The sequence below is a fragment of the Dyadobacter ginsengisoli DSM 21015 genome (genome assembly GCF_059568735.1).
In genome coordinates this window covers 633,004-659,132 of the sequence record NZ_JCANTY010000003.1, presented here as the reverse complement: position 1 = coordinate 659,132, position 26,129 = coordinate 633,004, and the positions used below count along the sequence as shown (strand labels likewise).

Sequence of the window (26,129 nt, the reverse complement as noted above, 5' to 3'; positions counted from 1 at the left end):
TTCATGAAAAGGCATTATCCGGTCATGTTGGCGATGCTGGTCGCAGCCGTGGGCTGCCAGTTAAACAACAAAAGCGATCAGAAAGCATTGGAAACAAAACAGACGCAGGCTGCCGGTACATTCGGCTACGATCTTGCATTTTTGACAAAATATAAAGAAACCATCGTCCTGACCGCCCCGGACAATACCGACGCAAAGGCCCTCATCAACCCTGCCTTTCAAGGCAGGGTAATGACCAGCACAGCCACCGGCGACAGCGGCAATAGCTATGGCTGGATCAACTATAAACTCATCGAAAGCGGACAGTATCAACCCCATATGAATGGGTACGGAGGAGAGGAGCGGTTTTGGCTTTCTCCCGAAGGCGGGCAGTTTTCGGTGTATTTCAAAAAAGGCCATACGTTCGATTTCGCAAACTGGCAGACGCCGGCACTAATCGATACGGTTTCATACAAGGTCGTGGAATCAGATGCCAATTCGGTGAAGTTTCAGATGAATGCGATGATCGAGAACTATTCCGGCAAGATGTTCGTGATCGGGATCGACCGGAAGATTTCGATGCTGAGTAAGGAAAACATCACTGCATTGCTGGATTTACATTCGCTGGACGGTGTGAAGGCAGTAGCTTACCAGTCGGTGAATTCCGTTACCAACGAAGACGAAGAATGGAAACCTGAAACCGGCATGCTGGGTATCTGGCTGCTGGGCATGTTCCGGCCATCGGACCACACGACCATTATTGCGCCCTTTACCAAAGCATTGTCCGAAAGACCACTGATCACCGATGACTACTTTGGGAAAATCCCTGCCGACAGGCTGGTTGTGAAAGACTCGACGCTTTTCCTCAAAGCCGATGGCAAGCACCGGAGCAAGATTGGCCTTGCACCGCGCTCGGCACGTAATGTGGCCGGCAGCTATGATGCCGAAAAAAACATTCTGACGATCATCCAATACGATTTAGACCCGCAGGGGCAATACATGAAATCCACCTGGGAAATCCACAAGGATCCGTACAACGGCGACGCACTGAACGCCTACAACGACGGTAAACTGACCGACGGAACGCAAATGGGGCCCTTCTATGAGCTGGAATCGAATTCATCAGTGAAAGCATTAAAACAGGGCGAATCCATTACGCATCGCCAACGCACCTATCATTTCGAAGGAGATAAAGCCGCCTTGAATACCATTGCCCTGAGGGTGCTGGGAGTGAATATTGACCAAATCGGAGAAATTTTTAAATAAAAGCATGATAGGGCAGGATAGTTTAGGGGTGAGCAGCACAGATATTTACATACCGATCGCAAGATTTTATTGGATGTATCGGAGAGTGAATACAGATCGCTGACTATTCCTGATCCCTGTGAAAAATTCAGAAAGTTTATCAGAAACCTATCTGATCACACGCTGGCAGCAGTTTTGTGCGGGAGATAAAAACGCCTTCGGGGAAATTACGGAGCGCAACTACGCCGCCCTCTATCACTACGGAACCCGCTTTACCAGCGACCGCGACCTGATTAAGGATTGCCTGCAAGACCTTTTTCTGGAAATCTGGGAAAGGAGGCATTCATTGTCACACATTGATACCATCAAACCCTATCTGTTTCAATCCCTCAGAAACAACCTTATCCGACGTGTCCGGAAGCAATCCTTTTTCTCAGACATTCGAGACGACGATGTCGAAGACGACCTGTCCCCTGAAACGGATTGGATCATTCAGGAAACAGACCAGCTCACGAGTCACCGGTTAAAGCAAGCCATCGACGCCCTCCCCAAACGCCAGAAAGAAGCTCTCTACCTCAAATATTACGAAAACCTTTCCTACGAGGAAATCGCAACCGTGATGGGTTTACAGCGCCAAGCCGTCGCCAATTACCTGCAATACGGAATTGCAAAACTGCGCGAATACTGGCAACACGCCGCGATTTTCATGACATTGTTTTCGGATGTGGTCTGGTATTAAAAAAATCTGAAAAAAATATTCATGCTCATGGGTACTATTTGCTGACGGCATACTCATCGTATTAAAGCAAATAGTGAAATAAAATCCATGAATAATTATAGCGACTTCCGGGTTCACGACTGGGTGGAAGATCTGCCTTTCCAGCGCTGGGTTTACCGAGGAGAACGGGACGAATTCTGGCAGCGTTTCAGGCAGGAACATCCCGGACAGCTCGGCGCAATGGAGCAGGCGAGGGAAATTCTTCTGGCGGTCCGTGGACAACAGGAGGTGCTTTCTGAAACCGAAGTAAAGGCGCGGGTAAGCCAGATACTGAATGCGATCCCGGATGAGCCTGCGATCCGGCCGTTGCCATGGTGGCGCAGCAATTGGCTCAAAATGGCTGCGATGTTGATTTTGGTGCTTGGCGTAGCATTCAGTTTAATGCGGCAGGAGCAAAGCCTGAAAAAACTGCAAACGCTGGTAGCTGATATGACGGATTTTGAAAAGCCTGAAATACTGGAAGTAATCAATAGCGGAAATACGATCCGCCTGGTGAACCTCCCCGACGGCAGTTCCATCGTGCTTAAAAAGAATGCCCGTGTTAGTTATCCGGCTGTTTTTGAAAAAGATAAGAGGGAGGTGACCATGAGCGGCGAGGCATTTTTTGAGGTGGTCAAGAACCCCGAGCAGCCATTCTTTGTGTTCGCCGGAAACATGGTGACCAGGGTGAAAGGGACTAGTTTCAGCATCAAGGCCAATGAAGGAGATGAGGAAGTCGAACTCGTGGTGAAGACTGGACTTGTAGAAGTATCGGCCAGCGAGGATGCCGATAAGCCGAAGCCAAATGTTGCTCCTAAGCTGCTTCTCAAACCGAATGAGCAGGTTACCTTCAACCGCAAAAGCCGGAGCATGGTAACGAAAACCGTTCAGCGGCCCGTGTTGCTGAACATTCCGGCGGAGAGCCGGGCGTTCGAATTCAGGCGGACACCTTTGAGCGAAGTCTTTACAATCCTCGAAGACACGTATGGGATCGATATACAATTTGATCAGAAAGCCATTGCACATTGTACGCTCACCGCACGACTGGGCGACGAGCCCGTCAGCGAAAAGCTGGACCTGATTTGTGCAGTCGTGAATGCGCGGTACGAAACGCATGAGAACGTGATCGCAATCACGTCGCAAGGCTGTGAATAGCTTTTATTAAACCTTTTTACATATGGGAAAAAATTACATGACGATCATCGGACGGATCATGAAAATCAGCATTGTCCCGTGCATGCTCTGGATGCTCTGTGTGCAGCTTTCACTCGCAAAAGACCTGCGCGCACAGGAAATTTTGAGTCAGCGTATATCTATATCCGTTAATGAAATGGAAATGGATAAAGTGCTCGAGAAAATCGAAAGCCAGACCAAGATCCGTTTCATTTACAGCGCCGAAGTGATCCATGCCGATCGCAAGGTAACACTCGAAAGCCAGAACCAGCGACTCGACGTGGTGCTTGAAACGCTGCTGGGGCCACTCGGTATTGAGTACAAAGTTTCGAAGAAGACGATCCTGCTGCGGAAAATGGCTGAGAAAAAGGCCTCATTGAAAACAGAACCTGCCGAAAAGGCAGTTCCGGGTGGAACAGACCGTGAAATCACCGGAAAGGTCATTGATGAAAAAGGAGAACCCATTCCCGGCGCGAGCGTGGTCGTTAAAGGTACGACACTGGGCACATCCACGAATATAGAGGGCAACTACCAGCTTTCGGTGCCCGAGGAGAATGGTATAGTGATATTCAGTTTTGTAGGGTATATCAGTCAGGAAATCCGGATCGGCAATGCAACCAGCCTGGACATTACACTGAAAGTCGATGAAAAAGCTTTGGAAGAAGTAGTGGTCGTGGGTTTCGGCCAGCAGAAAAAGGTATCCGTGACAGGCGCCGTGGCGTCCGTCACATCGGAAGTATTACAGCAGAGTTCATCAGCAAGCTTAGCCAACTCTTTGTCGGGGCGCTTACCGGGCCTGACCTCCATTCAATCGGGTGGGGGCCAGCCGGGACGCGATGATGCGACGATGTACCTGCGCGGCGCTGCCACCACCAACGGCCGCAGCCCGCTGATCCTGATCGACGGTGTACCGCGGGACAACATCCGCACGCTCGACGCCAATGAGGTAGCCACCATTTCCATTCTGAAAGATGCTTCTGCAACGGCTGTGTTTGGGGTAAGAGGTGCCAATGGGGTGATCCTGATCACGACCAAGCGAGGAACGGCCGGTAAAAATGAACTCACCATCAACGCGGAACAGAGCTTCTCGTCATTTACCCGCGAGCCGGAACGCCTGCATTCGCTGGAATACATGGCTTTGCGCAATGAGGCTTCCAAAAACGACGGTATCACGCCATTACCATTTTCCGAAGAACTCATGGCCAAGTATGCCAACCCGCTGGCTGGCCTGGATCCGAATGACCCGGATTATGCCCGCAAAGCGATGGTGAGGAAATACATTTATCCGGATCACGACTATTACCGCGAATATATCTCACGCTACTCCCCGCAAACGCGCGTGAACATGAATGTAAACGGCGGTACCGACAAGGTTTCTTATTTTGTCAATGGAGGTTATCTGCATCAAGGTGGGAACCTCAATACGCAACCGAAATCGGTGCTGGGTTACGATCCTTCTGCCAAAATGGACCGTTACAGCTTCCGTGCGAACCTCGATTATAAGGTTACCAACTCCCTGAAGTCCTTTCTCAATATAGGTAGCTATATCGAGCAGGTGAATATGCCTGCGGCCTGGCTCTATGGCAACAGTGACACCGGCTGGATGATGAGCGATCTTATTTACCAGGCACAGACCATCCTGCCTATCACGCCCGGGCCTACCACGATTGAGGGTTTTGGTGTTGCACCGGGACAGATCGTCGATCCGGGTTATATGGATCGCTCCGCATTCGAGATCATGAACCGGATGGGTTACCGGAACGAAGTCCGTTCCAATCTGAATGCATCGTTCGGCATGGAATGGGATTTGGGAAACACCATTACAAAAGGTTTGAGCATCAAGGGAATGCTTTCTTACGATTCCCGGTCCACCACCGCCATGCAGGGTAAAAAGTCGGAAAGGCTGTACCTGGCTGAGGTAGATCCGGTGAAAGATGAGCTCAGTTACGCGATCAAACGTTCGGACGAGGCACTGCTTTCACTCAGTAAAGGCGCTGATTCCCGTTATAATATCAATATGCAGGGTTCGCTTAACTACCAGCGTTTGTTTGGTGGGAAGCACGATATCACCGGAATGATCCTCGGCCAGCGCGACACCTGGGAGTCGACCGGCGGAGAAATCCCGTTTAATGTGCTGGGGGTGGCTGCCCGCGCCACTTACGGATACGATGAGCGCTATCTGGCCGAAGTCAATATGGGTTATAACGGTTCCGAACAATTTGCACCGGGGCATCGTTACGGCTTTTTTCCCGCATTCTCCGCAGGCTGGATCATCACTAATGAAAACTTTCTGAAAAACAACCGCTACATCACCAATCTGAAATTGCGGGCTTCCTATGGCAAGGTAGGGAATGACAAAATGGGGAGTGCCCGGTTTTTGTACCAAAGCAATATCACCATAGGAGGGGGTGGACCGCTGGGCAGCTTGGGTTTGGGACAGACGATCAACCAGGGTTTGCTCGGGAACCCGAATATCACCTGGGAAATTGCCAAAAAGCAGAATTATGGCCTGGACTTGCAGATTCTGAGAGATCTGAACCTGACACTGGATGTCTTCAAGGAGCGCCGCAGCAATATTCTCATTTCGCGCGGAACTGTCCCAGAATTCCAGGGTGTGCCGCTGGGCAACATTCCGAAAGTCAATATGGGACTGGTGGACAATAAAGGGTATGAGCTCGAACTAACCTATAACAAGGCATTTTCGAAGGATTTTCGCGTCATCGTTTCGGGAAATTACGGCTATAACCACAACACCGTGAAGTTCCTCGATGAGTCGGCGCGGGATGAATCCTACGCTTACCGCAACCGTTCGACGGGCTTTTCATTGAATCAGTCGTGGGGCTACAAAATCGATTACAGCAATGGGAATGGCTATTTCAATTCCAAGGAAGAGCTCGACGGTTACCTCAAAAACACCACCTATGGTTTTGGAGAACCGCGTGTGGGCGATTTCAGATATATCGATTTGAACAAGGACGGCGTCGTCAATGATAAAGACCAGGCCCCGATCGGCTACTCGAACATCCCGCGCGTGATTTATGGTCTGTCGCTGACATTCGAATACAAAGGGTTTGATCTGACCACCTTTTTTCAGGGAGTGGGTAAATACACCAGCAATTATGGACATCAGGGGGTTTACGAATACATTATCCGTGGCACCTATTTCGATTACCACAAAACAGCCTGGACACCTGAACGCTATGCTAATGGCGAAAAAATCACTTATCCGGCGCTCAGCACCCACAGCAATACCAACCACACCGCCAATGATTTTTTCGTCATGAACCGGTCATTCACGCGATTGAAAAACCTGGTATTGGGATACACATTGCCGGCGGGATCATTGAAAGCCGTGGGTGTCAGCAAAATGCGCGTGTACGTAAGCGCCCAGAATTACTTCACCTGGGACCATCTCAAAATGGGGCACCTCGATCCTGAAAACGACAGTTCGCTGGGCTACCCGGTAACCAAAATGGCCAATTTCGGTTTGAACATCACTTTCTAATGGCGACTATGAAACTGAAAAATTTACTATATGCATTGATCCTGTCCGCTTTTGCGGTTACTTCCTGCAAGGACGTACTCGATATGGCACCGGACGGGAAGCTGACCATGGACGAAATTTTCGCCGACAATGACAAAACCGGTGCATTTCTGAACAGCTGTTATGCCAATATTCCGGTAAAAGGGACGCGGTATTTCTTCTGGAGCCGGGGGCCGGTGAACTGGAGTGACGAATCGTGGGATACCGATGCCGAGGCAGAATCATGGATCATGTCGGGGCGGATGTACAATGGGGATGCATCTGCCGGCAACCACCCGGTCACCAACATCAGTGCCGAGGGAGGCAATGGTGACTACTGGGCGCGCTACTGGAGTGCGATCCGGAACTGTACCCTGTTTATCAGCCGCATTGATCAGGCGACGGTACGAAACCCCTCGGACCGCGCTCGCTGGAAGGCAGAAGCACATTTGCTTCGGGCTTATTATTATTCCGAGCTGCTCAAATGGTTCGGCGCAGTGCTGCCCATTGAACGAGAGCCGTATGATTTTCAGCAGGACTTTTCAAAAGTGACCAAAGCCAGCTACTACGAAGTGGTCAAATTCATCATGGAGGATTGCGACGTGGCATTGAAAACAGCTGAGCTACCCTGGCGTATCACCACCGACAGCGAAGGAGGCCGGGTCAATAAGGCGCTGGCAGAAGCGATCAAGTCTAAAATGATCCTGTTCGCAGCGAGTCCGTTGAACAATGCAGGACAGGATCATTGGCAGGAAGCATATCAGGTCAATAAAACTTCCCTCGAAAACCTGCGGGCGAATGGCTATGAGCTTTATAACAGAGTGAACCTGCCGCAGACCTACCTGTCCGAAGTCGCATTCCTGGGCTCGGACAAAAATGAGAAGACCGCGCTGTACAATGAGTATTTCACCCAGACCATGAAGTACGCGCCTAATCCAGTAGACCGCGAAACGATTTACCAAAGCCGGGAAAACCAGGGTAACATCTGGAATATCGATGGCATTGGTTCACAGGATGGTTATAAATCAGGTACGTGTCCGACGCAGGAGCTGGTGGATGCCTATGAAACCAAAGACGGCCAGCCTGTGCTCGACCTCGATAAACCGTACCTGGACGAGCAGCACCTGCAGCCGAACTACAATGCGGCCAACAAAACCTACGATCCGAAAAACCCTTATGCCAACCGAGATCCGCGTTTTTATGCATCCATTTATTACAATGGCTCCAAACGCAGGGCGATGTGGAATTTTGCGGAATCTCCGGAGTCGTTCGAAAACTATCCCGCGCCGATCGGCAACCGCACGCGTATCATCGCGACTTACAAGAACGAGCCACAGACAGGCATTCACCCGAGTACGCGTAAAGCGACCCGCACGGGTTATTATGAGCGGAAATTTCTGCATCCCAACTCGGGTGGGGACAACCCGATCGCCGGTGCCAACTGGAAACTTTTCAGACTGGGTGAAGTGATCCTGAACTTGGCCGAGGCGGCTGCGGAGGCGGGGCAACCGGCAGATGCCGTGAAGGCAGTGAATGAGATCCGCACACGTGCCGGTATGCCTGCATTGCCTGCGTCCTTATCCAAAACCGACCTCATCAAGCGCATCCGGGCCGAACGCCGTGTGGAGCTGGCGATGGAGGAAAACCGCTATTTCGACCTGCGACGCTGGTCGAAACCGACGGACGATCTCACTCCGACTGACCGATGGGTCACGGCCATGGAAATTACCCGGAATGCCGACGGCTCCTTCTCATACGCCCGCAGAACCGTGCGGGGGACCGAGCGGAAAAATTACACGAACAAATTCCTGTGGGTGCCCATTCCGTTGAATGAGGCTAATCGGCTCCGCTCCATTACCGGTGCCGATTGGCAGAACAAAGGTTGGTAAAAACATACTTTTAAGATTCAGACGATCATCGATATGATAGATTTTATCCAATTGAAAATGAGCAGCCTGCTGGTCATTCTCCTGACCGGAGCGTTCGGAAGCCAGTTGCAGGCACAGGACCTGTCGGGGACGGTCAACGGTACTGTGCGGGATAACTGGGGGCAGCCTCTGGCAGGGGTCGTTATCCATTCCGAAAACGGAAAGAATGGTACTTCCACCAATGCAAAGGGCGAATTCGCGATGAGCATCGACGATGGCAGCCATGCGGTCGTGCTGTCGCTGTACGGCTATCGCAACCAGAAAATTGTGGTATCGGACAAGCAGGACCTGGATGTGAAGCTGGAATGGGACGCGCATTACAAAGACGAAGTAGTACAGCTGGGGTACACGTCGCAGCTTCGGGACGAACTTTCCGGTGCGGTATCGACCGTGAAAGGCGAGGAGCTGGAAAAATCACCGGTGGCTAACCTGACCCAGACTCTGGCCGGACGATTGTCAGGCCTCACGACGCAGGAAACCTTTTCGGAACTGTCGCGGGCAAACACCAACATTTATGTTCGGGGCCTCTCCACCGCCCGCACCAACGGTCCGCTCGTGATCATCGACGGCATTATCTGCGCCTACAACAGCAATCAGACATTGGAATACATCACTGCCAATGAAATTGAATCCATTACCGTGCTGAAAGACGCTTCGACCCAGGCATTATACGGCATTCAGGGCGCGAACGGACTTCTCGTGATCACCACGAAACGCGGGAGGAAAGGGCCATTGCAGATCAAGACGCGGTTTGACCAGTCAATGCAACAAGTGACGACAAAACCTGCCTTTTATAATTCGGGAGACTATGCCGAAATGCGCAATCAGGCCGCATTCAACGATGGACAAGGCGCCAACTACCTGTTCAGTCCGCAGCAGATCGAAGGTTACCGCTCTGGGCAGAACCGCGATTTATATCCCAGCAACAACTGGTACGACCGCTATCTGAAAGACTTTGCCGCCATGCAGCGTGCAAGCGTTAATGTAACAGGCGGCAATGACAAGGTGCAGTTTTTTTCGAATATCAACTTCATGCACCAGGGAGGCTACTTCAAAACCGATCAGACGCGCTATGATCCCAATGCAAACAATATCTGGGTCAATTACCGGTCTAACATCGACATGAGCCTGAACCGTTATCTGAAAGCTTTCATACGCCTTGCGGGTAATGTGAAGCGTGAACGCACACCGGGCGAAGCGAGCAATGCCGATGTGTACCGCAGCATTTTCCAGATCCCGCCGACGGTTTACGGGCCGGTGACCCAGCCGGTCGTGAATGCATCGGGCGAGATCGTGGATCCTGGCGGTAAGGTTATCACCACCGAACGGGTAGAGTCGCCCACGTACGGTATGCTCAACCGCACGGGCTACACCCGCCATACGGTAACCAATATTGTATCGCAGTTTGGGCTGGATCTCGATATGGGTTTTCTTACCAAAGGCCTGAACCTGACCGGCACGCTCGCTTATCAGACCAATTCGGTGGGTAGCTTGTCGACGAAGCAGGATTACGAACGCTGGGTGCAAACCGGGGACTCGGCCCTTACATTTATCAAAAAGGGAGCACAGAACAACACACCGCTCGCCTATTCCAAGTCGCATTCCTATTACTATCACCTGACCTACAACATTGCCACGAATTACAAGCGTGACTTTGGCAGGCACCGGGTGGGAGCAATGGCTTATATGTTTTACCAAAACCTGACAAAGGCCGATAATTCATCACCTGCATTGCTGCCGTATAATCGCGTCAGTTCGGGCTTCGAGGCTTCTTACGGGTTTGACAACCGTTATTTGGTGAAGTTTGACCTGGGTTATTCAGGTTCCGAGCAGTATGCCAGAAATGTACGTTACACGAGCACACCGGCGGTTTCGGTGGCCTGGGTACTTTCCAATGAAGGTTTTCTAAAGAACAATGCATTCCTGACCAACCTGAAATTGCGCGCTTCCTATGGCAAAACCGCAAACGATCAGAGCGGCCTGGCACGGTACGCCTACCTGGATAATGTGACGGTGAAGAGCGGAGGACCGATCGGGTCGCTGCAATATCTGGTCGAGGAGGGCCAGGTTGGTAACCCGAGTATCCGTGCTGAGGTGTCTAAAAAACAAAACTACGGACTTGACCTGGGGCTTGCGAATGCGTTCAGCCTTTCGGTGGATGTGTTTAAAGAGCGCATGGATAATATGGTAGTAGGGGCACTGTCGACGATCCCGTTGTATCAGGGTATCCCGCTGGATAATTACCCGAAACTGAATGCAGGGGTTTTTGAGAATAAAGGGGTCGATATCAATGTTGGCTATTCCAAAATACTGACTAAGGACTTTTCCGTTCATGCGGGGCTGATGCTGAGCTACACCCAGAACAAGATCATCAGCTGGAACGAGGCACGCAAGACCGAAGATTATGCCTATCGCAAATGGGAAGAGGGTTATGCTTTCGGGCAGCTGTTTGGCTACAAGGTGGATTATTCCAGTAGTAATGGCTTTTTCAATTCGCAGCAGGAGATCGATGACAGCAATCTCGCATACAGTTTCGGGACGCCGCGTCCGGGGGATCTCCGTTATCAGGACCTGAATGCGGATGGCAAGATCGATGAACGCGACAAAGCGCCCGTTGGCACCGGCGTTTTGCCCAAGGTGATCTACGGCATTTCCGGTGGATTGACCTACAAGAATTTTGACTTGAGCCTGCTGTTCCAGGGCGTTGGCAAATATGCCTCGATGTATGTCGGTGCCGGTGTGTGGGAAACCGATTATGACGGCGTGTTCGGTGAGCTCCATCGCAATGCATGGACTGCCGAACGGTATGCATCGGGCGCGCAGATCACCTCGCCGGCATTATCGCTGGCCAAGACCGTCAACCATGAGGCAAGTGACTATTATCTCTACAATCGCTCCTACATCCGGCTGAAAAATGCAGAATTGTCGTATACACTGCCGGCTACGCTCGCGAAAGTGATCCGGGCCGAAAAAGTGCGTGTGCTGGTAAGCGGGCAGAACCTCATCACCTGGGACAAGATGAAGTCCGGCGACTTTGGCCCCGAGGGCGACGGTTACTTGGCCTTTCCGGTGTACAGAGTCTACAATGCGGGTATCAGTGTGATTTTCTAAATCAGGTTTTTTGACCATTATGAAAAAATATAAACTACTTCTGCTGACCTCGGCGCTCTCCGGTTTTTTGTTCTCCTGCAACGAGCAGCTCGATTTGCCTACCGACGGGCGCATTACCATGGACCAAGTTTTCAGTGACTATAACCGTACACGCGGCTATCTCAACTCGTGCTACGGTTATATTCCCGCACCTTATATGGACCGCGCTTCATTTACCGACGAGGCTCAGGACGCCGACGACATTACCCCCGGATCACGATACATTGTCTGGTACGGCGGAAATGTAACCTCACTAACCTATGCCAAAAACTCTTCTGACGGCAGCCCGTGGGGGAGACTGTACAGCGGAATACGCAAATGCAATGTATTTATCGAGAATATCAAGACGGCTCCCGTGTATGCAAGCGAGGGAGAGAAGGCAGCGTGGACAGCGCAGGCGCATACATTGCGGGCGCTATACTACCTGCAACTGATCAAACGCTACGGCGGTGTCCCGATCTTTGATAAACCACTGGAGATCGGCCACGACTTTTCGCTGGACAAGCGTGCGAAATTCTCCGAGGTTGTGACATTCATACTGGCCGACTGCGACAAAGCATTGTCGTATCCGGCGACACGTGAGGGCCTTCCCTGGGAGATCTATGACAACCAATACGGCATTATGACGCGGGCCGTGGCTTATGCGATTAAAAGTCAGGCGGTTACTTATGCTGCGTCCCAGCTGTGGTCCGATGGCACCTATACCTGGGCGAAGGCGACGGAGATCAATGCAGAAGCGTTGTCACAATGCTTGGCGAACGGTTACCGGCTTTTTAATGACAAACCAGCGGAGAATATAGCCCAGAGCGCCTACGCATTGTATTTCTTCACGAGCTCGAACGACCAGCGGGCCACCGATAAAGAAACCATATACCATGCGGGAGATCCCATGCAGGTTTGGCGGTATGCAGGTATGCCTACCAATCCGGGTATGGAAAGAACCGGCCCGTGTCCGACGCAGGATCTCGTGGATGCTTTCGAAATGGCCAACGGCGAACCGCCCATCACCGGCTATTCCGATGAAAGCCGTACAGTGCCCCTTGTCAATGTGGCATCGGGATACAAAGAGAATGACCCTTACATCGGTCGCGACCCGCGTTTTTATGCGTCCATTTATTACAATGGCTCGATACGAAACCTCGACCAGCCAAACGGAAAGAAGGTGGAAACTTTTGTGGGTGGGGCTGAGGAGATTTCGGATATCAACCGCAAACATACGCGGACGGGTTACTATCTGCGTAAATTCAACAACTTCCGGTCGGGGCAAAACAATGATGCAGATGGTGCGATCCGGTTGTTCAGGCTGGCAGAGTTGTATCTGAACTTCGCGGAATCGGCCTACCAGTCGGTGGGTGCGGATGTGCCCGTGAAGGCCGGAGCGTTGTCCATGTCGGCGCGGGAAGCGGTGAATGCCGTACGGGCCAGAGCCGGTATGCCGGGTTTCCCGTTGGGTATGTCGAAAGATGCATTTGAAAAGAAGTACCGCAATGAGCGGCGCATTGAATTCGCATTCGAGGAACACCGCTTTTTCGACGTGCGCCGATGGAAAATCCTGGATGCGGCCGAACGGTTTGTAACGGGTATGCGCATTACCAAAAGCGGCTCCAACTTCGTGTACAAGCGCTTCAAATTCCAGAACCGGAACGCTTATTCTGACAAATATTTAATGTACCCCATCGATCAGAGTGAAGTAGATAAGATCATCGGGCTATCGGGTGCTGACTGGCAGAACCCGGGCTGGCTGGACTAGCGCGATCGTGCGCCATTGTTGGTGATAACACCAACAATGGCGCCTTGATCATCACCTTAACCTCATCCAAATGAACAGGAACATAACGCTATATATCTTTTTTATTCTTTCAGTCATGATCCGTACCGGCCTGGCGCAGCCACTGGCCGGTACGGACGATCTCGGCCGGACGTTACCACAAAACGATGCCGCAGGTAATCCCAAGGGTAACCGGCAGGTCGGTATGTTCTATTTCCTGTGGCATGATGTGGCTCCGGCGAGGGCCTGGGACTTGCATGAGATCGTCTCCAGGCATCCCGAAGTCCTGGGGGATTTTGACAACCCGAACTGGGGAGGTGACCCAAAGAACCTCGGGATGTATTACTGGGGGCAACCCATCTATGGATATTACAAAGCCGACGATTACTGGGTACACCTCCGCAGCGTCCAGCTCCTGACCGATGCCGGTGTGGATTTTCTGGTCATTGATGCTACCAACCGCCTGACTTATCCCAAGCAAGCCGACGTCCTCATGAAAGCCATGGACGCCATACGCGCACAAGGCCGCAATGCCCCGAAAATTGTGTTTTACACCAATACCCAATCCGGTGAAACCATGCAGGAGGCTTATGACATGTTCTACAAAGAAGGCGCCCCCTACCGTCATCCGGACTGCTGGTACATGCTCGATGGTAAACCGCTGATCATCGGCATTAGCAGTGAAGCCAAAGGCAGGAATTTCGAATCCTTCTTCACTTTCCGCGAATCACAATGGCCTACCGAGAAGCAGAAGGTTAATGGCTGGCCGTGGATTTCGTTTACGCGTCCGCAGAAGGTACATTATAATACAAAAGGAGAGGGGGAGATCATCAATGTATCGGTGGCCCAGCATCCTAACCCGACTGCCGGAATGGGTGGCTCGGCATTTTACGGGAACATGGACAATTGGGGGCGAAGCTACCGCAACGGCTCGCACGGCGATCCTAAAAAAGACATTGCCTACGGCTACAATGTCCAGGAGCAATGGGATTACGCCATCAAACAAAACACTCCATTTATATATGTCACAGGCTGGAACGAATGGATCGCCGGTAAATTCCCCAGCCACGACAAAAATCCCGAGCATTCCTGGTTTTGTGACCAGGCCAGCCCGGAATACAGCCGGGATATCGAACCGTCGCTTACGGCAGGATTGAAGGACCATTATTATATGCAGCTCGTCAGTAATGTGCGGCGGTACAAGGGCGTGGAGAGCAATCCGCAGCTTGGCCCTGTGAAAACGATCAGTAAACCGGATGATTGGAAAGAGGTGGCATTGGTTTATCGGGATTATACGGGTGACACGCAGGAACGAAACCATCCGGGCGCACAGACCGAACCCGCGCATATGTATGTGAACAAAACCGGCCGGAATGATTTCGATCAGTTGAAAGTAGCCCGGGATGGCAAAAACCTGTATTTCTATGCGCAGACCAGTCAGGAAATTACGCCCAACTCGGGAGATAACTGGATGCGGCTCTACCTGGATACGGACCGGAAACCAACTACCGGATGGAAGGGTTTCGACTACCGCATTGTGGCTGGTAACACCTTGCAGCAATACCGCTCCGGCAATTGGCACGATGTGAAAAAAGTCAGCTATCAGGTGCAAGGCAATCGGATGATGATCACCGTGCCGCGCATCTACCTTGCCAATCTGAAAACTCCATTGAATATGGAATTTAAATGGTCGGACAATATGCAGGAGGATGATAACCCGCTGGATTGGTATGTGAATGGAGACGTCGCACCCGGCGGGAGGTTTAATTTTATTGTGAATGAATAATGAATTGTGACCCTGAAGCACCAGTCGTCGACTCCCCGGTCGGACACCTTTTCAATGCACTTTCCAAAGCCACAAGATGAGATACCTGATATTATTACTACTTATTGTAATCCCCGAGATAGTCAATGCTCAAAATTATTCTGCCGACTTCACTGCCACCGACGCAGTGGGGCGCAAACTTCCTGGCTATGAGCAAACAGGTGATCTGAAGAAAGACAAATTCGTGGGCCTCTTCTACTGGACCTGGCATACGCAGCAGGCCAAAAACAACCCCCCGTTGAATGTGACTGAGTACATTGCCCGGGATCCGAAAGCCATTCATGATTTTAAAAACCCGATCTGGCCGAAAAGGAACAGTCCGTGGTTTTGGGCCGAACCGCTGTTTGGCTACTATATCGATACTGACGAATGGGTATTGCGTAAACATGCCGAAATGCTGGCCGATGCGGGCGTGGACATGATTATTTTTGATTGTACCAACGGAAATATCACCTGGAAAGAATCGTATTTGAAACTCTGCGAAGTATTTACCCAGGCACGGAAAGACGGGGTTAAAACCCCTCAGATCGCATTCATGCTTCCTTTTTGGACAACGGATGGCGGCAAGGAAATCATCCGTGAGATTTTCAGAGATCTTTACAAGCCCGGCAAATACAGGGACTTATGGTTTATGTGGAAGGGAAAACCCTTCATAATGGCCGACCCTGCGTTTACTGAAACCATTAAAGGACAGAATGCGGAGCCCGCATTGGAGAAGGAAATGCGCGAATTCTTCACATTCCGGCCAGGACAGCCTGTTTACAACAAAGGTCCCGAGAAGACGGACCACTGGGGTTGGCTGGAAATTTACCCGCAACACGGCTTTAAAAAGAATGCAGACGGTGGTTTTGAACAGGCGACCGTGGGCGTTGCACAAAACTGGACGAAAGAACGCGGGCTGACGGCCCTGAATGCGACGGGCTCATTCGGACGGAGTTATACACATCGGAAAGGGCACATGACCGAACCTGGTGCGGTGAACTATGGGCATAACTTCCAGGAACAGTGGGACCGGGCAATTGAAATCAATCCGGAGCTGATATTCATCACCGGCTGGAACGAATGGATCGCGGGCCGTTACGATGTCTGGCAGCAGCAGACCAACGCTTTTCCCGATGAGTTTGATCAGGAAGGGAGCAGGGACATTGAGCCGATGAAAGGCGGGCATGGCGACAACTATTACTATCAGATGGCCGCCAATATCCGGCGCTTCAAAGGGTTGCCCGCACCCCAAAAGATATCCGCACCGCTTACTGTAAGCATTGACGGTCACTTTGAAGAATGGAAACAGGTGGCACCCGCATTTGCGGCGCATAAAGGCAATACGATCCACCGCAACAGTCCCGGATGGGGGAGTTATATCTACCGCAACAATACGGGACGAAACGACATCGTGCTTACCAAAGTTACGCGCGATAGCGACCACGTTTATTTCTACGTCGAAACTGCCCAGCCGCTAACGCCGAAGTCCGACCCGGGCTGGATGCGGCTCTTCATCGATACCGACCGCGACAAAAATACCGGTTGGGAAGGCTACGACCTTGTCATCAATCGCCTGAATCCCGGACAGAAGGCGATTGTGGAAAAAACGGACGCGGGATGGAACTGGCAAAAGACTGGCGAAGCAGAATATTCAGTAACGCAGAATAAGCTGGAAATCAAAATCCCGAAGTCCATCCCAGGACTGAGCGGAGCGCTGGATTTTGAATTTAAATGGAGTGATAATATGCAGAATGAGGGAGATGTGATGGATTTCTGGATCAGCGGAGACGCGGCTCCGGCAGGGCGGGGTAATTATCAGTATAAGCCATGAAGTGCGGTAGAGGTAATGTGTCAGGGCCGTTTACAAAACCAGTAAAAATAGAGATTGCAATTGTTTTGATATCAGTTTGCCACTATTTCCTAAAATCCTAACAGATACATTTTCAAAGTAATATGGTTAAAGTGAAAACCCTGAGGGTCGTTGGCATCGCCTTGACCCTTTTCTCTGTTTTATCCGTTGTTCAAAGCTGCAAACCACCACAAAGTAAAACCGGGCAGAATGTAACTGTTACCAGCACTCCACAGCGGGCGCCGACTGATATTTATGCCGAACATATTCGGACAAGCGGCTTCCAAACGCCCGAAGAGGAGCGGCTGAGCTTTGTTTTACCGGAAGGTTTTGAAGTGACCCTCTTTGCCTCGGAGCCGGACATTACCAAGCCGATGAACATGGAATTTGATGACCGCGGCAGACTCTGGGTGACTCAGTCGTCGGAATACCCGATGGCCGCAGGAATGGGTGATGGCAAAGACCGGATCACCATTCTGGAAGATAAAAACGGGGACGGCAAGGCCGACACTTTTACGCATTTCGATGATAATCTGAACATTCCCATCGGTATTATGCCGGTTGCGGATGGAGCTATTGCATATAGCATCCCCAATCTGTATCACTTCAGGGATAAGGACAATGACGGCAAGGCGGATCAACGGGAAATACTGCTTGGAGGCTTCGGGCATAAGGATACCCACGGAATGGTCAACAACCTGATACGCGGGTATGACGGATGGTTGCACGTTTGCCACGGTTTTTCGAATACTTCCCATGTGGCAGGCTCAGACGGTGACTCGATCCGGATGATTTCAGGCAATACCTTCCGGGTCAGGATGGATGGCAGCCGCGTGGAGCAGACTACTTTCGGGCGGGTGAACCCATTTGGCTACGCCTATGATGAACGCGGCTATCTTTTTTCGGTCGACTGCCATACCAAACCCATTACCCAGCTGATTTTCGGTGGAGATTATCCGCATTTTGGTAAGAAGGCGCCTGTGGGTCTTGGTTTTGCCCCAACCATGATGACCTACGATCTGGGATCAACGGCACTGGCAGGCCTGGTTTACTACACAGGGACACAATTCCCTGAAATGTACCGCAATACCTTTTTTACGGGCGATGTAGTCACCTGCCGGATTGACAGAAATTCCCTCACCTATAACGGGTCAACCCCTGCATCCAAAAAGGAAGAGCCGTTCCTGATCAGCAAAGACCCCTGGTTCAGACCGGTGGATGTGAAGGTAGGGCCGGATGGTGCATTGTACATCGCCGATTTTTACAACCGTATTATCGGGCATTACGAGGTTGCATTGAACCACCCAGGACGTGACCGGCTGAGTGGCCGGATCTGGAAAGTGACTTACAAAGGAAGCCAGCCGCATCAGAATATGGCTGTAACCGACTGGTCGAAGGCAACGATCGAACAACTGATTGAGGGTTTGAAACATCCTCAATTGAATACACGCCTCAAAGTCGCCGACAGACTGGTAGACACCTGGAAGGACAAAGCGGCCGGTCCGGTGCGGAAAATGCTTACATCCGGCAACGCTGATGCGGTTTCGACCGTGCATGCTTTGTGGGTGCTGCACCGGCTCGGTGCATTGGATGATCCATTGTTGAACGGGGCTTTAAACCAGGCTGAACCGCTCGTGCGGCAACATGCCCTGCGAATTCTGGGAGAACGTCCTGCGCTTAACGACGTGCATTATACGCAGGCAGTGAAGGAGTTGGGGAATGGCGATCCGTTTATCAGGCGTACCGCTGCGGAGGTACTCACACGTTTCCCACGCGCAGAAAACCTTGCCCTGCTCATGGATCTTTACGACCAAACGCCGGAAGGCGACACGCATTTGAGATATACCGCCATGCTGGGCGTACGAAATAATCTGAAAAATCAGAGCGTAATGTGGCGCGTTCCCGGCATGCGATGGAACGACAGGCAACTTCATCTCCTCACCAAAGCCATGCTGGATGTCCCTTCCTCAGCAGCTGCCTCATTTATATTGGATTATACGCTTAGCCATGAATTGGCTTCGGGAGACCTGTTGAACAACCTGGAATACATTGGGAAGCTGGCCGCGCCTTACCAGATAGAAAAGGCGATTGATCTGATCAATGGCAAATTTGCGAACGAGCCTGAAACGCAATTGTCGCTGTACAAAACAATACAGGCAGGCATCAGGCAAAGCGGCGCTGCCCCCAGCCGGAAGATGGCCGAATGGGGGCAGCAGCTCGCAGGTAAGTTTTTAGGCAATATCAGCGGTGAGACAGAGACCTGGAAGATCAGAAAGGTAACGAAGGACGTAGACCCGGTGAATTCCTGGACAGTGACTGAACGTTTTTTGACCGAAGTGATGCCCGCATTCAGGCTCGTGTTGAGCGAAAAGGGAGGATATATACCCCAGTCGGCATTGTATTCGATGCCCTTTAAGCTGCCTGCGACATTGAAAATGAATGTTTTTGATAATGATGTTCATAACAGGCCCGATAAAAAAGGGGTGTCGAAGAATTCGGTGAAAGTGAGACTGGCGGATGGGAAGGTGGTTGCAGAGTATCGGGTAAACCACACGGAACCCATGCAGTTCAAAGACCTCATCCGGCATGCTACATTCAATCTGGCTGCTTATGAAGGTCAGATGGGCTATATCGAGGCGGTGGACAGCTCGCAGACCGGTTCGGTCGGTATCGGTCAGCTGGAACCGGCGGTGGTCGTCATTCCTGCGAAGGGGCCGTCCACACTTTCCGAACAGCGGATCGCAGCAGCTGAGATCGCGGGAGAATATCGCATCAAGTCGCTGGAGTCGTCGCTCCGCTCGGTTTTGCAAGCTAAGTGGATGGATTATACGGTAAGGGGCGCGGCGGCGAATGCGCTAATGAATATAGACCCGATGGCCAATGTCAATGTGCTATCGGAAGTTTTCAATGACGCCGCAGAGTTGCCGTCACTGCGTGCGAAGCTGGCAGTTGCCATAGGGCAGGCAGCTTCGCCTTCGGTTTACGAAACATTGAAAACGCAACTTGCCAGTGGAGCCAGGAGCCTTCAGATCGTGATTGCGACCGTACTGGCAAATACTACCGAGGGTATAAACTACTTGCTCAGTGCATTGAAAGACAAAGACCTGGGTGCAGATATCGCGACGGAAATCCCGGTGAAGGAGCGACTGTCCATCCATTCCAACACGGAACAGCGAAGGCAGCTAGACCAGTTGCTGGCAGCGGGCGCTAATGAGCGGGATGAAAGGCAAAAGCTGATCGACGCGAGAATCGCCAGTTTCAAGCCGGCGAGTACCTATTCCGATGCCGGGAAGGTAATTTTTGTGCAAAATTGCAGCGGCTGTCATCAGATCCAGGGAGCCGGTGGGCTCGTCGGACCGCAGCTGGACGGTATCGGAAACTGGGGACATAAAGCACTCACTCAAAAAATCCTTGACCCGAACAGGAATATAACTGAGGCATTCCGGACTTATAATATCACATTGAAAAATGACAAGACCCTCACGGGCCTGTACCGCCGTACCGAAGGCGAGACGATGGTGTTCGCGGATATGGCCGGGCAGGAGTTTTCGGTGGTCAAAGGCGATATGAAGGAATACCGGGCGTCGAAATATACCCTGATGCCCGATCAGTTCCGGAGTATCATTCCTGAGAAGGACTTTTATGCTTTGCTGGACTACCTGCTAGGGGTGAAATGATGTTTGAATTTTAAATCCTAATCCAAAAACCTGATGATTTTAACCGGAAAAGCAATCAAGTGGCTTTGCCTGACACAGCTGTTGGTTTTGTCGACATTGAATGCGTTCGCGCAAACCAAAGCGAAAAACGGAGCGGCTATTAGTTTTAAAAAAACAGAACTGACCAAACGCTTCATCGCCGAAGGCGCCGCCATGGGTGATGTGAATAAGGATGGTAAAAAGGATATCCTTTCGGGCGCATATTGGTTTGAAGCCCCCAGCTGGAAGGCACATGAGCTTGCAAAGCCCGATTCTTTTATTGTTAATGGCAGTTACAGCGATTCTTTCCTGGATTTCGCGATGGATGTCAACCAGGACGGATGGATCGACCTGATCCGAATCGACTGGCCTGGAAAGGCGGCGGCATGGCATGAAAACCCCCGGAACAAGCCCGGACACTGGCCTGTGCATACGATTTACAGTTCTGTCGGCAATGAGTCGCCCCAGTTGATAGACATCGATGGAGACGGGCGGCTGGATCTGCTTTGCAATGACCCGACCGGAAAGAAGGTGATCTGGCTGAAATGTCCTTCAAAAAAAGGGGATACGACCTGGGAAAAGTATGTGATCAGCAACGACCCCAATAATTCCACACATATGTATACGCACGGGATCGGTTACGGGGATATCAACGGCGACGGCAGGAAAGATGTTACCGTGAGGAATGGCTGGTGGGAAGGTCCGGCAGAAGGTCCCGCGCAATATCCGAAAGACAAGGACTGGAAATTTCACCCGGCCGATCTGGGGCAGGATTGCTCACAAATGTACGTGCTCGACCTCAATGGTGATGGCCTGAACGACGTCCTCAGTGCATCGGCACATAATTATGGGATATGGTGGCACGAGCAGAAAAAGGACAAACAAGGTGATGTCGTGTGGATACACCATGATATCGATAAAACTATTTCCCAGACCCACGGGCTCGCATTGAAGGACATCAATGGCGACGGTCATCCGGATTTCGTAACCGGTAAGCGCTACTTTGCTCACAATGGCAATGATCCGGGAGAATTTGAACCGGCTTTCATTTCATGGTTTGAATACAAGCCAGGTAAAGTACCCAGCTGGATCAGGCATGATATTGATGATAATTCGGGTGTAGGCCTGCATGTGACCGTTGAGGATTTGAATGGCGACGGGCTGTTGGATATCGTCACGGGCAACAAAAAAGGCGTTCGCATTTTTACACAGCAAAAAGGGAGGTAACATTCATGAAATTTGGTATCAATACCTACCTGTTTTCTTCGCCGTTTAACAACGACAGCATTTCGTTTTTTCCTCAGTTTAAGAAATGGGGGTTTGACTTTGTGGAAATTGCGTTGGAGGAACCTTCGGATATAGATCCGGAAATGGTTCGGAAAGCGCTTGATGACAACGGCCTGGAATGCAGGTCGGTGTGTGCGGCGACGGGCCCCGGAAGGGACTTGCGCGGCACCCGGAAAGATCAGGTGACGGCGATGGAGTATGTGGAGGCATTGATTCGCATAGCCCCGGTGCTGGGCAGCAAACTGGTAGCTGGACCCGTATATTCGGCGGTAGGCAGGGCGGAGCTGGTACCCGACGACCAGAAGCGGAAGCAGTGGGATCTGGTTGCAGGTAACCTGCGAACGTTGGCGGACTTCGCAGGAATGAACGGCGTGAAACTGGCCATTGAGCCTTTGAACAGATATGAAACGGATTTTATCAATACCTGTGATCAGGCATTGAAAATGATCGAAGATGTGGGTAGCGACGCACTAATGGTGCACCTGGATACATTTCATATGAACCTCGAAGAAAAAGACCCCGCACTCGCTATCCGCAAAGCCGGGGACAAACTGGGACTATTGCATGCTTCCGGGAGCGACCGCGGTACTCCCGGAGGCGATCAGATTAACTGGGATCGTATTTTCGCGGCCCTGGACCATATTCATTACCAGGGTGATATTGCGATCGAATCGTTTACGCCGGATGTGAAGGTTATTGCCAAAGCCGCATCGATATGGCGACAGGTGGAGCCGTCACGTGAAGTAATCGCGGTGGAAGGTTTGCGTTTTTTACGGTCGCTGGCATTTTAAGGACAGCGGATTTGAGATAACCTGCCTGAATGGGACCTCGCTATTAATCTTTCAGAAATATTCGCGGATTAAAGAAAAAGCACCAGCCGTGGCCGGTGCTTTTTGCTATTGCGGCTATTGTCCGCTTAATTCAATAAACCATCCAATGTCAATGCTACATAATACAGGCCTCCCAGCGTAGGACCGCCGGCATACTGGATATAATTTCTGTTAAAAATATTGCTTCCTCCTACTTTAACACTCGTCTTAATCTGAGGTACTTTGTAAGTGACCTGCGCATCAAAAGTGTGAATCGCCGGTACAGTGCCATTCACGAGCGGACTTTCCCACAGGAACGACTGCTGCCATCTGTAAACTACGCTGAAACCAAGGTTTTTCGCGATCTGGCGGTTTCCAAACTGGATATTGGTCGACCATTCAGGTGTATTGAAACCAGTCACAAAAATATCGGATGTCTTGTTAGCCTTCATTTTATTGAAACTTGCGTTACCCGATACCGTGTAGTTTTTGTAAAAATTATAGGTGACACCCAAAGCGGAACCGTAGTTGCGGTATTTGTTTTTTGCATTAGTATATACCCGGTAACGGTCCTGGCCTGCATCACGGTTGGCATCCAGCATAGCTATCACCGCAGCATCCGAGCCGACGGTCTGTCCTTTCGGCACGTCCACCTGTACCTGGCCCAGGAATCCGTCGTAAGTGTTGGTATAAGCATCGAAATCAAAAACGAGGGTGTTATTCAGAAAAACGCTTTTGTATCCGAACTCATAGGAATGGATCTGTTCGGGGCGGCCCTCGTCGAGTTGTGCCTTAACGAGGAGATTACGGTTGGCAAGAGCCGCCTCGTTACGATCGGCACCTCCTGCAACGGCCGCATTCACTGCCGCATTGAAGAGTACGCCTGATGCGCGGGTGTAGCTGTTGTCGAGGTATCCCAGTCCTTCGTTGATGTAGGTAAGGCTTCCTACCCGTTTTACGCGACCGTTGTTTACATAGGACAGGGCCTCAAACAGTCCCGGGAAGCGGTAGCCTTGCTGATAGGTAAAACGGAAGTTGTTGTTCGCTGTCGGCGAATACACCGCGGCAAGCCTTGGGGTCAGTTTAGGATCGAATTCGGGGTTGTAGTCATAACGAAGCGATCCGAATAGTTTCAGTTTGTCTTTGAAGAACAATTTAGTAACCTGGGCGAACGCTCCGATCTTTTTATAGTGGATTTTGGTACCGAATGTGCCGTCTTCGAGTTGCTTACCACGATCGGCGATGGGGCGGGAGAAATCCACAAATGTGTTCCCGTCGGGAGTGATCTGATAGTCACGGGCATCGCCGCCCACCAGCAAGTCGAAGTGTTTGGTGTATTTGGAAAGGTCCCATTGCCCTTCAATGTGATACAGGTTGCTTTTCTGGATCAACGCCGCACCGCCGGAGACGGGAGCGTCGGGAATTGTCGAAGATTTGATATCCCAATTGTTGATGTTGCGGATCAATGCTTTCTGGTCGTCGAAAGCCTTGGTACCAGGAACGGCACGTTTGGCATCGGCTATGCCGCGGGCGTATTGCGTGGCTGCGGCCAGGTTAGCGTCGGTCAAAGCGCCGCCATTTTGCTCGGCAAATGTATTCAATGCATTTTTGTATGCAGTCCCCCAGACGCTATTGCTACCGCCTGTCGACAGATCCATATTATCGGCCAATGGCTTTACATTAAATGAATCTCCGGAGTCTTCCCGTGAGATGTAGGCACGTACCAGGAAATTGGCACCTTTCAGGTCGATCTTGTGATTTTGCACAATCACATTGTCCAGCTGTATTTTGTTGCCACGTTGAAATACACCATCCATTTTTCCTACCCGGTAAGCGTAGGAGATCTCAGCCTGGTCGCTGAGCCGGTAGTGCAATGCGGCGTCAAATTTGAGGTTATCCACCTTGGGGCTCACGAGGTCACGTTCCCAGTAGCCGGTACGGGCTATGTTCAGGGTTTGGTTTGGTTTCCCGTTGATGTTCAGTCCGCTCACTGACACGGTATTGCTGCCCGCAAGCACATCGTCACCATATTTATTCCAACCGTCGAATGCCGCGTTGTTTGCGCCATTCAATGCGGGGAAGTTAGGATTTGCGCTCTTCAGGTTGTTTGGGTTCTGATCCAGACGGGTATCGGCCAGCCAGTCGGTGCCGCGCATGTAGCCGAAGTTGAGTTTGAATGCGAATTTATTGTTGAATGCCTTGGCATAGCGAACCGCGGTCTCTGTGAGGACGCTTGCGTCGCGACCGGTGCCGCCCACGTGGTTTACGCCGGTCTTTTGATAAACACTCAATCCCTGGTAAAAGAAAGGACTTTTGGTAAGGAGATTAGACATTCCATTGATGGCATTCAGTCCGTAAAGTGCCGAAGCCGCGCCCGGGGTGATTTCTACACTGGCAATATCGAGCTCCGTAGGGCCGATCGCATTGCCGAGCGGTACACCCAATGTCGCTGCCTGCATATCGATCCCATCCACCAGCTGCATAAAACGGTAGTTGCTGGGAATATTGAAACCGCGGGTGTTCGGTATTTTAAATGTAAGGCTGGATGTCGTCATCTGGACACCTTTCACGTTTTCAAGCGCATCGTAAAATGAGGGGGAGGGAGAATCGCGGATGGCGCGGATGTCGAGTTTCGCGATGGCTACCGGAGATTTGAGAATACTCTCTTCAACTCTCGAAGCGGTAACTACAATCTCCTGTGCGAGCTGCGTCTGTGTAACCAGCTCGACATTCAGGTTGGAACCTGGACCTGTAACTTCAAATTCCTGGGTTTTGAAACCCACGCTCGAAACGACCAGTGTAAACGGATACTTAGCTTTTGACCTCAGTTTGAAGTTACCATCTGTCTCGGAAGTGGTGCCGGTTACGGTACCTTTGATGACTACGCTGACACCCGGCAAAGCCGATTTGTCGGACTGATCGGCTATTTTTCCGGTAATTTCAATGAAGTTGTTACCCTGTGAGCGTGCTAAAAAAGGGGACAGAATGAAAAGTAACAGAATGAGTTTTCTGAATGGATACAATAATTTCATGAAAAAAAAGAGCAAGCGCTCTAAACGGTGGTGGTTGACTTTGTTTTACTTAAATCTATCGATTTAGTAGACAAAAGTAATTTGATTTTAGGACATCGCCAATTATTATTTGCTAGTGGCACAAAAA

General features: G+C 51.0%; 13 protein-coding genes. 12 read left to right on the top strand and 1 reads right to left on the bottom strand.

Translation table 11 applies throughout. The features are described 5' to 3' along the window. Nucleotides 1–3 precede the first annotated feature (3 nt). The 12 genes from BP71_RS13400 (at nucleotide 4) to BP71_RS13345 (ending at nucleotide 22,952) form a co-directional block, all read left to right on the top strand. Nucleotides 4–1,245, top strand: a complete 1,242-nt coding sequence (locus BP71_RS13400; RefSeq protein WP_496379950.1) for a DUF6786 family protein — start codon at nucleotides 4–6, stop codon at nucleotides 1,243–1,245. 118 nt (nucleotides 1,246–1,363) lie between these two features. After that, complete coding sequence (locus BP71_RS13395; protein WP_496379948.1) at nucleotides 1,364–1,963, top strand: RNA polymerase sigma factor; 600 nt, start codon at nucleotides 1,364–1,366, stop codon at nucleotides 1,961–1,963. 87 nt (nucleotides 1,964–2,050) lie between these two features. Then, complete coding sequence (locus BP71_RS13390; RefSeq protein ID WP_496379945.1) at nucleotides 2,051–3,136, top strand: FecR family protein; 1,086 nt, start codon at nucleotides 2,051–2,053, stop codon at nucleotides 3,134–3,136. Between the two features lie 22 nt (nucleotides 3,137–3,158). Beyond that, on the top strand, nucleotides 3,159–6,659 hold the full coding sequence (locus tag BP71_RS13385; RefSeq protein WP_496379944.1) for a TonB-dependent receptor: 3,501 nt from the start codon (nucleotides 3,159–3,161) through the stop codon (nucleotides 6,657–6,659). Nucleotides 6,660–6,667: 8 nt separating this feature from the next. Further along, nucleotides 6,668–8,566, top strand: a complete 1,899-nt coding sequence (locus tag BP71_RS13380) for a RagB/SusD family nutrient uptake outer membrane protein (protein ID WP_496379942.1) — start codon at nucleotides 6,668–6,670, stop codon at nucleotides 8,564–8,566. A gap of 33 nt (nucleotides 8,567–8,599) precedes the next feature. Then, nucleotides 8,600–11,716: a SusC/RagA family TonB-linked outer membrane protein gene (locus BP71_RS13375; RefSeq protein ID WP_496379940.1), complete on the top strand. Its 3,117-nt coding sequence runs from the start codon at nucleotides 8,600–8,602 to the stop codon at nucleotides 11,714–11,716. Nucleotides 11,717–11,735: 19 nt separating this feature from the next. Continuing rightward, nucleotides 11,736–13,505: a RagB/SusD family nutrient uptake outer membrane protein gene (locus BP71_RS13370; RefSeq protein ID WP_496379938.1), complete on the top strand. Its 1,770-nt coding sequence runs from the start codon at nucleotides 11,736–11,738 to the stop codon at nucleotides 13,503–13,505. A gap of 70 nt (nucleotides 13,506–13,575) precedes the next feature. Continuing rightward, nucleotides 13,576–15,309 (top strand): hypothetical protein, encoded by a 1,734-nt coding sequence (locus tag BP71_RS13365; protein WP_496379936.1) that lies wholly within the window; start codon nucleotides 13,576–13,578, stop codon nucleotides 15,307–15,309. Between the two features lie 76 nt (nucleotides 15,310–15,385). Then, complete coding sequence (locus tag BP71_RS13360) at nucleotides 15,386–17,161, top strand: glycoside hydrolase family 71/99 protein (protein WP_496379934.1); 1,776 nt, start codon at nucleotides 15,386–15,388, stop codon at nucleotides 17,159–17,161. 122 nt (nucleotides 17,162–17,283) lie between these two features. Next, nucleotides 17,284–20,856, top strand: a complete 3,573-nt coding sequence (locus tag BP71_RS13355; RefSeq protein ID WP_496379932.1) for a PVC-type heme-binding CxxCH protein — start codon at nucleotides 17,284–17,286, stop codon at nucleotides 20,854–20,856. A 33-nt stretch (nucleotides 20,857–20,889) separates the two neighbouring features. Continuing rightward, nucleotides 20,890–22,101 carry an FG-GAP repeat domain-containing protein gene (locus BP71_RS13350; RefSeq protein WP_496379930.1) on the top strand — a complete coding sequence of 404 codons (1,212 nt, stop codon included), beginning with the start codon at nucleotides 20,890–20,892 and terminating at the stop codon, nucleotides 22,099–22,101. Between the two features lie 5 nt (nucleotides 22,102–22,106). Next, complete coding sequence (locus BP71_RS13345; RefSeq protein WP_496379928.1) at nucleotides 22,107–22,952, top strand: sugar phosphate isomerase/epimerase family protein; 846 nt, start codon at nucleotides 22,107–22,109, stop codon at nucleotides 22,950–22,952. A gap of 125 nt (nucleotides 22,953–23,077) precedes the next feature. Here the strand turns inward: BP71_RS13345 and BP71_RS13340 are convergent, their stop codons facing one another. After that, the gene (locus tag BP71_RS13340) at nucleotides 23,078–26,002 is read right to left on the bottom strand and encodes a TonB-dependent receptor (protein ID WP_496379926.1); all 2,925 of its coding nucleotides are present in this window, start codon (nucleotides 26,000–26,002) and stop codon (nucleotides 23,078–23,080) included. Between the last annotated feature and the right edge of the window lie 127 nt (nucleotides 26,003–26,129).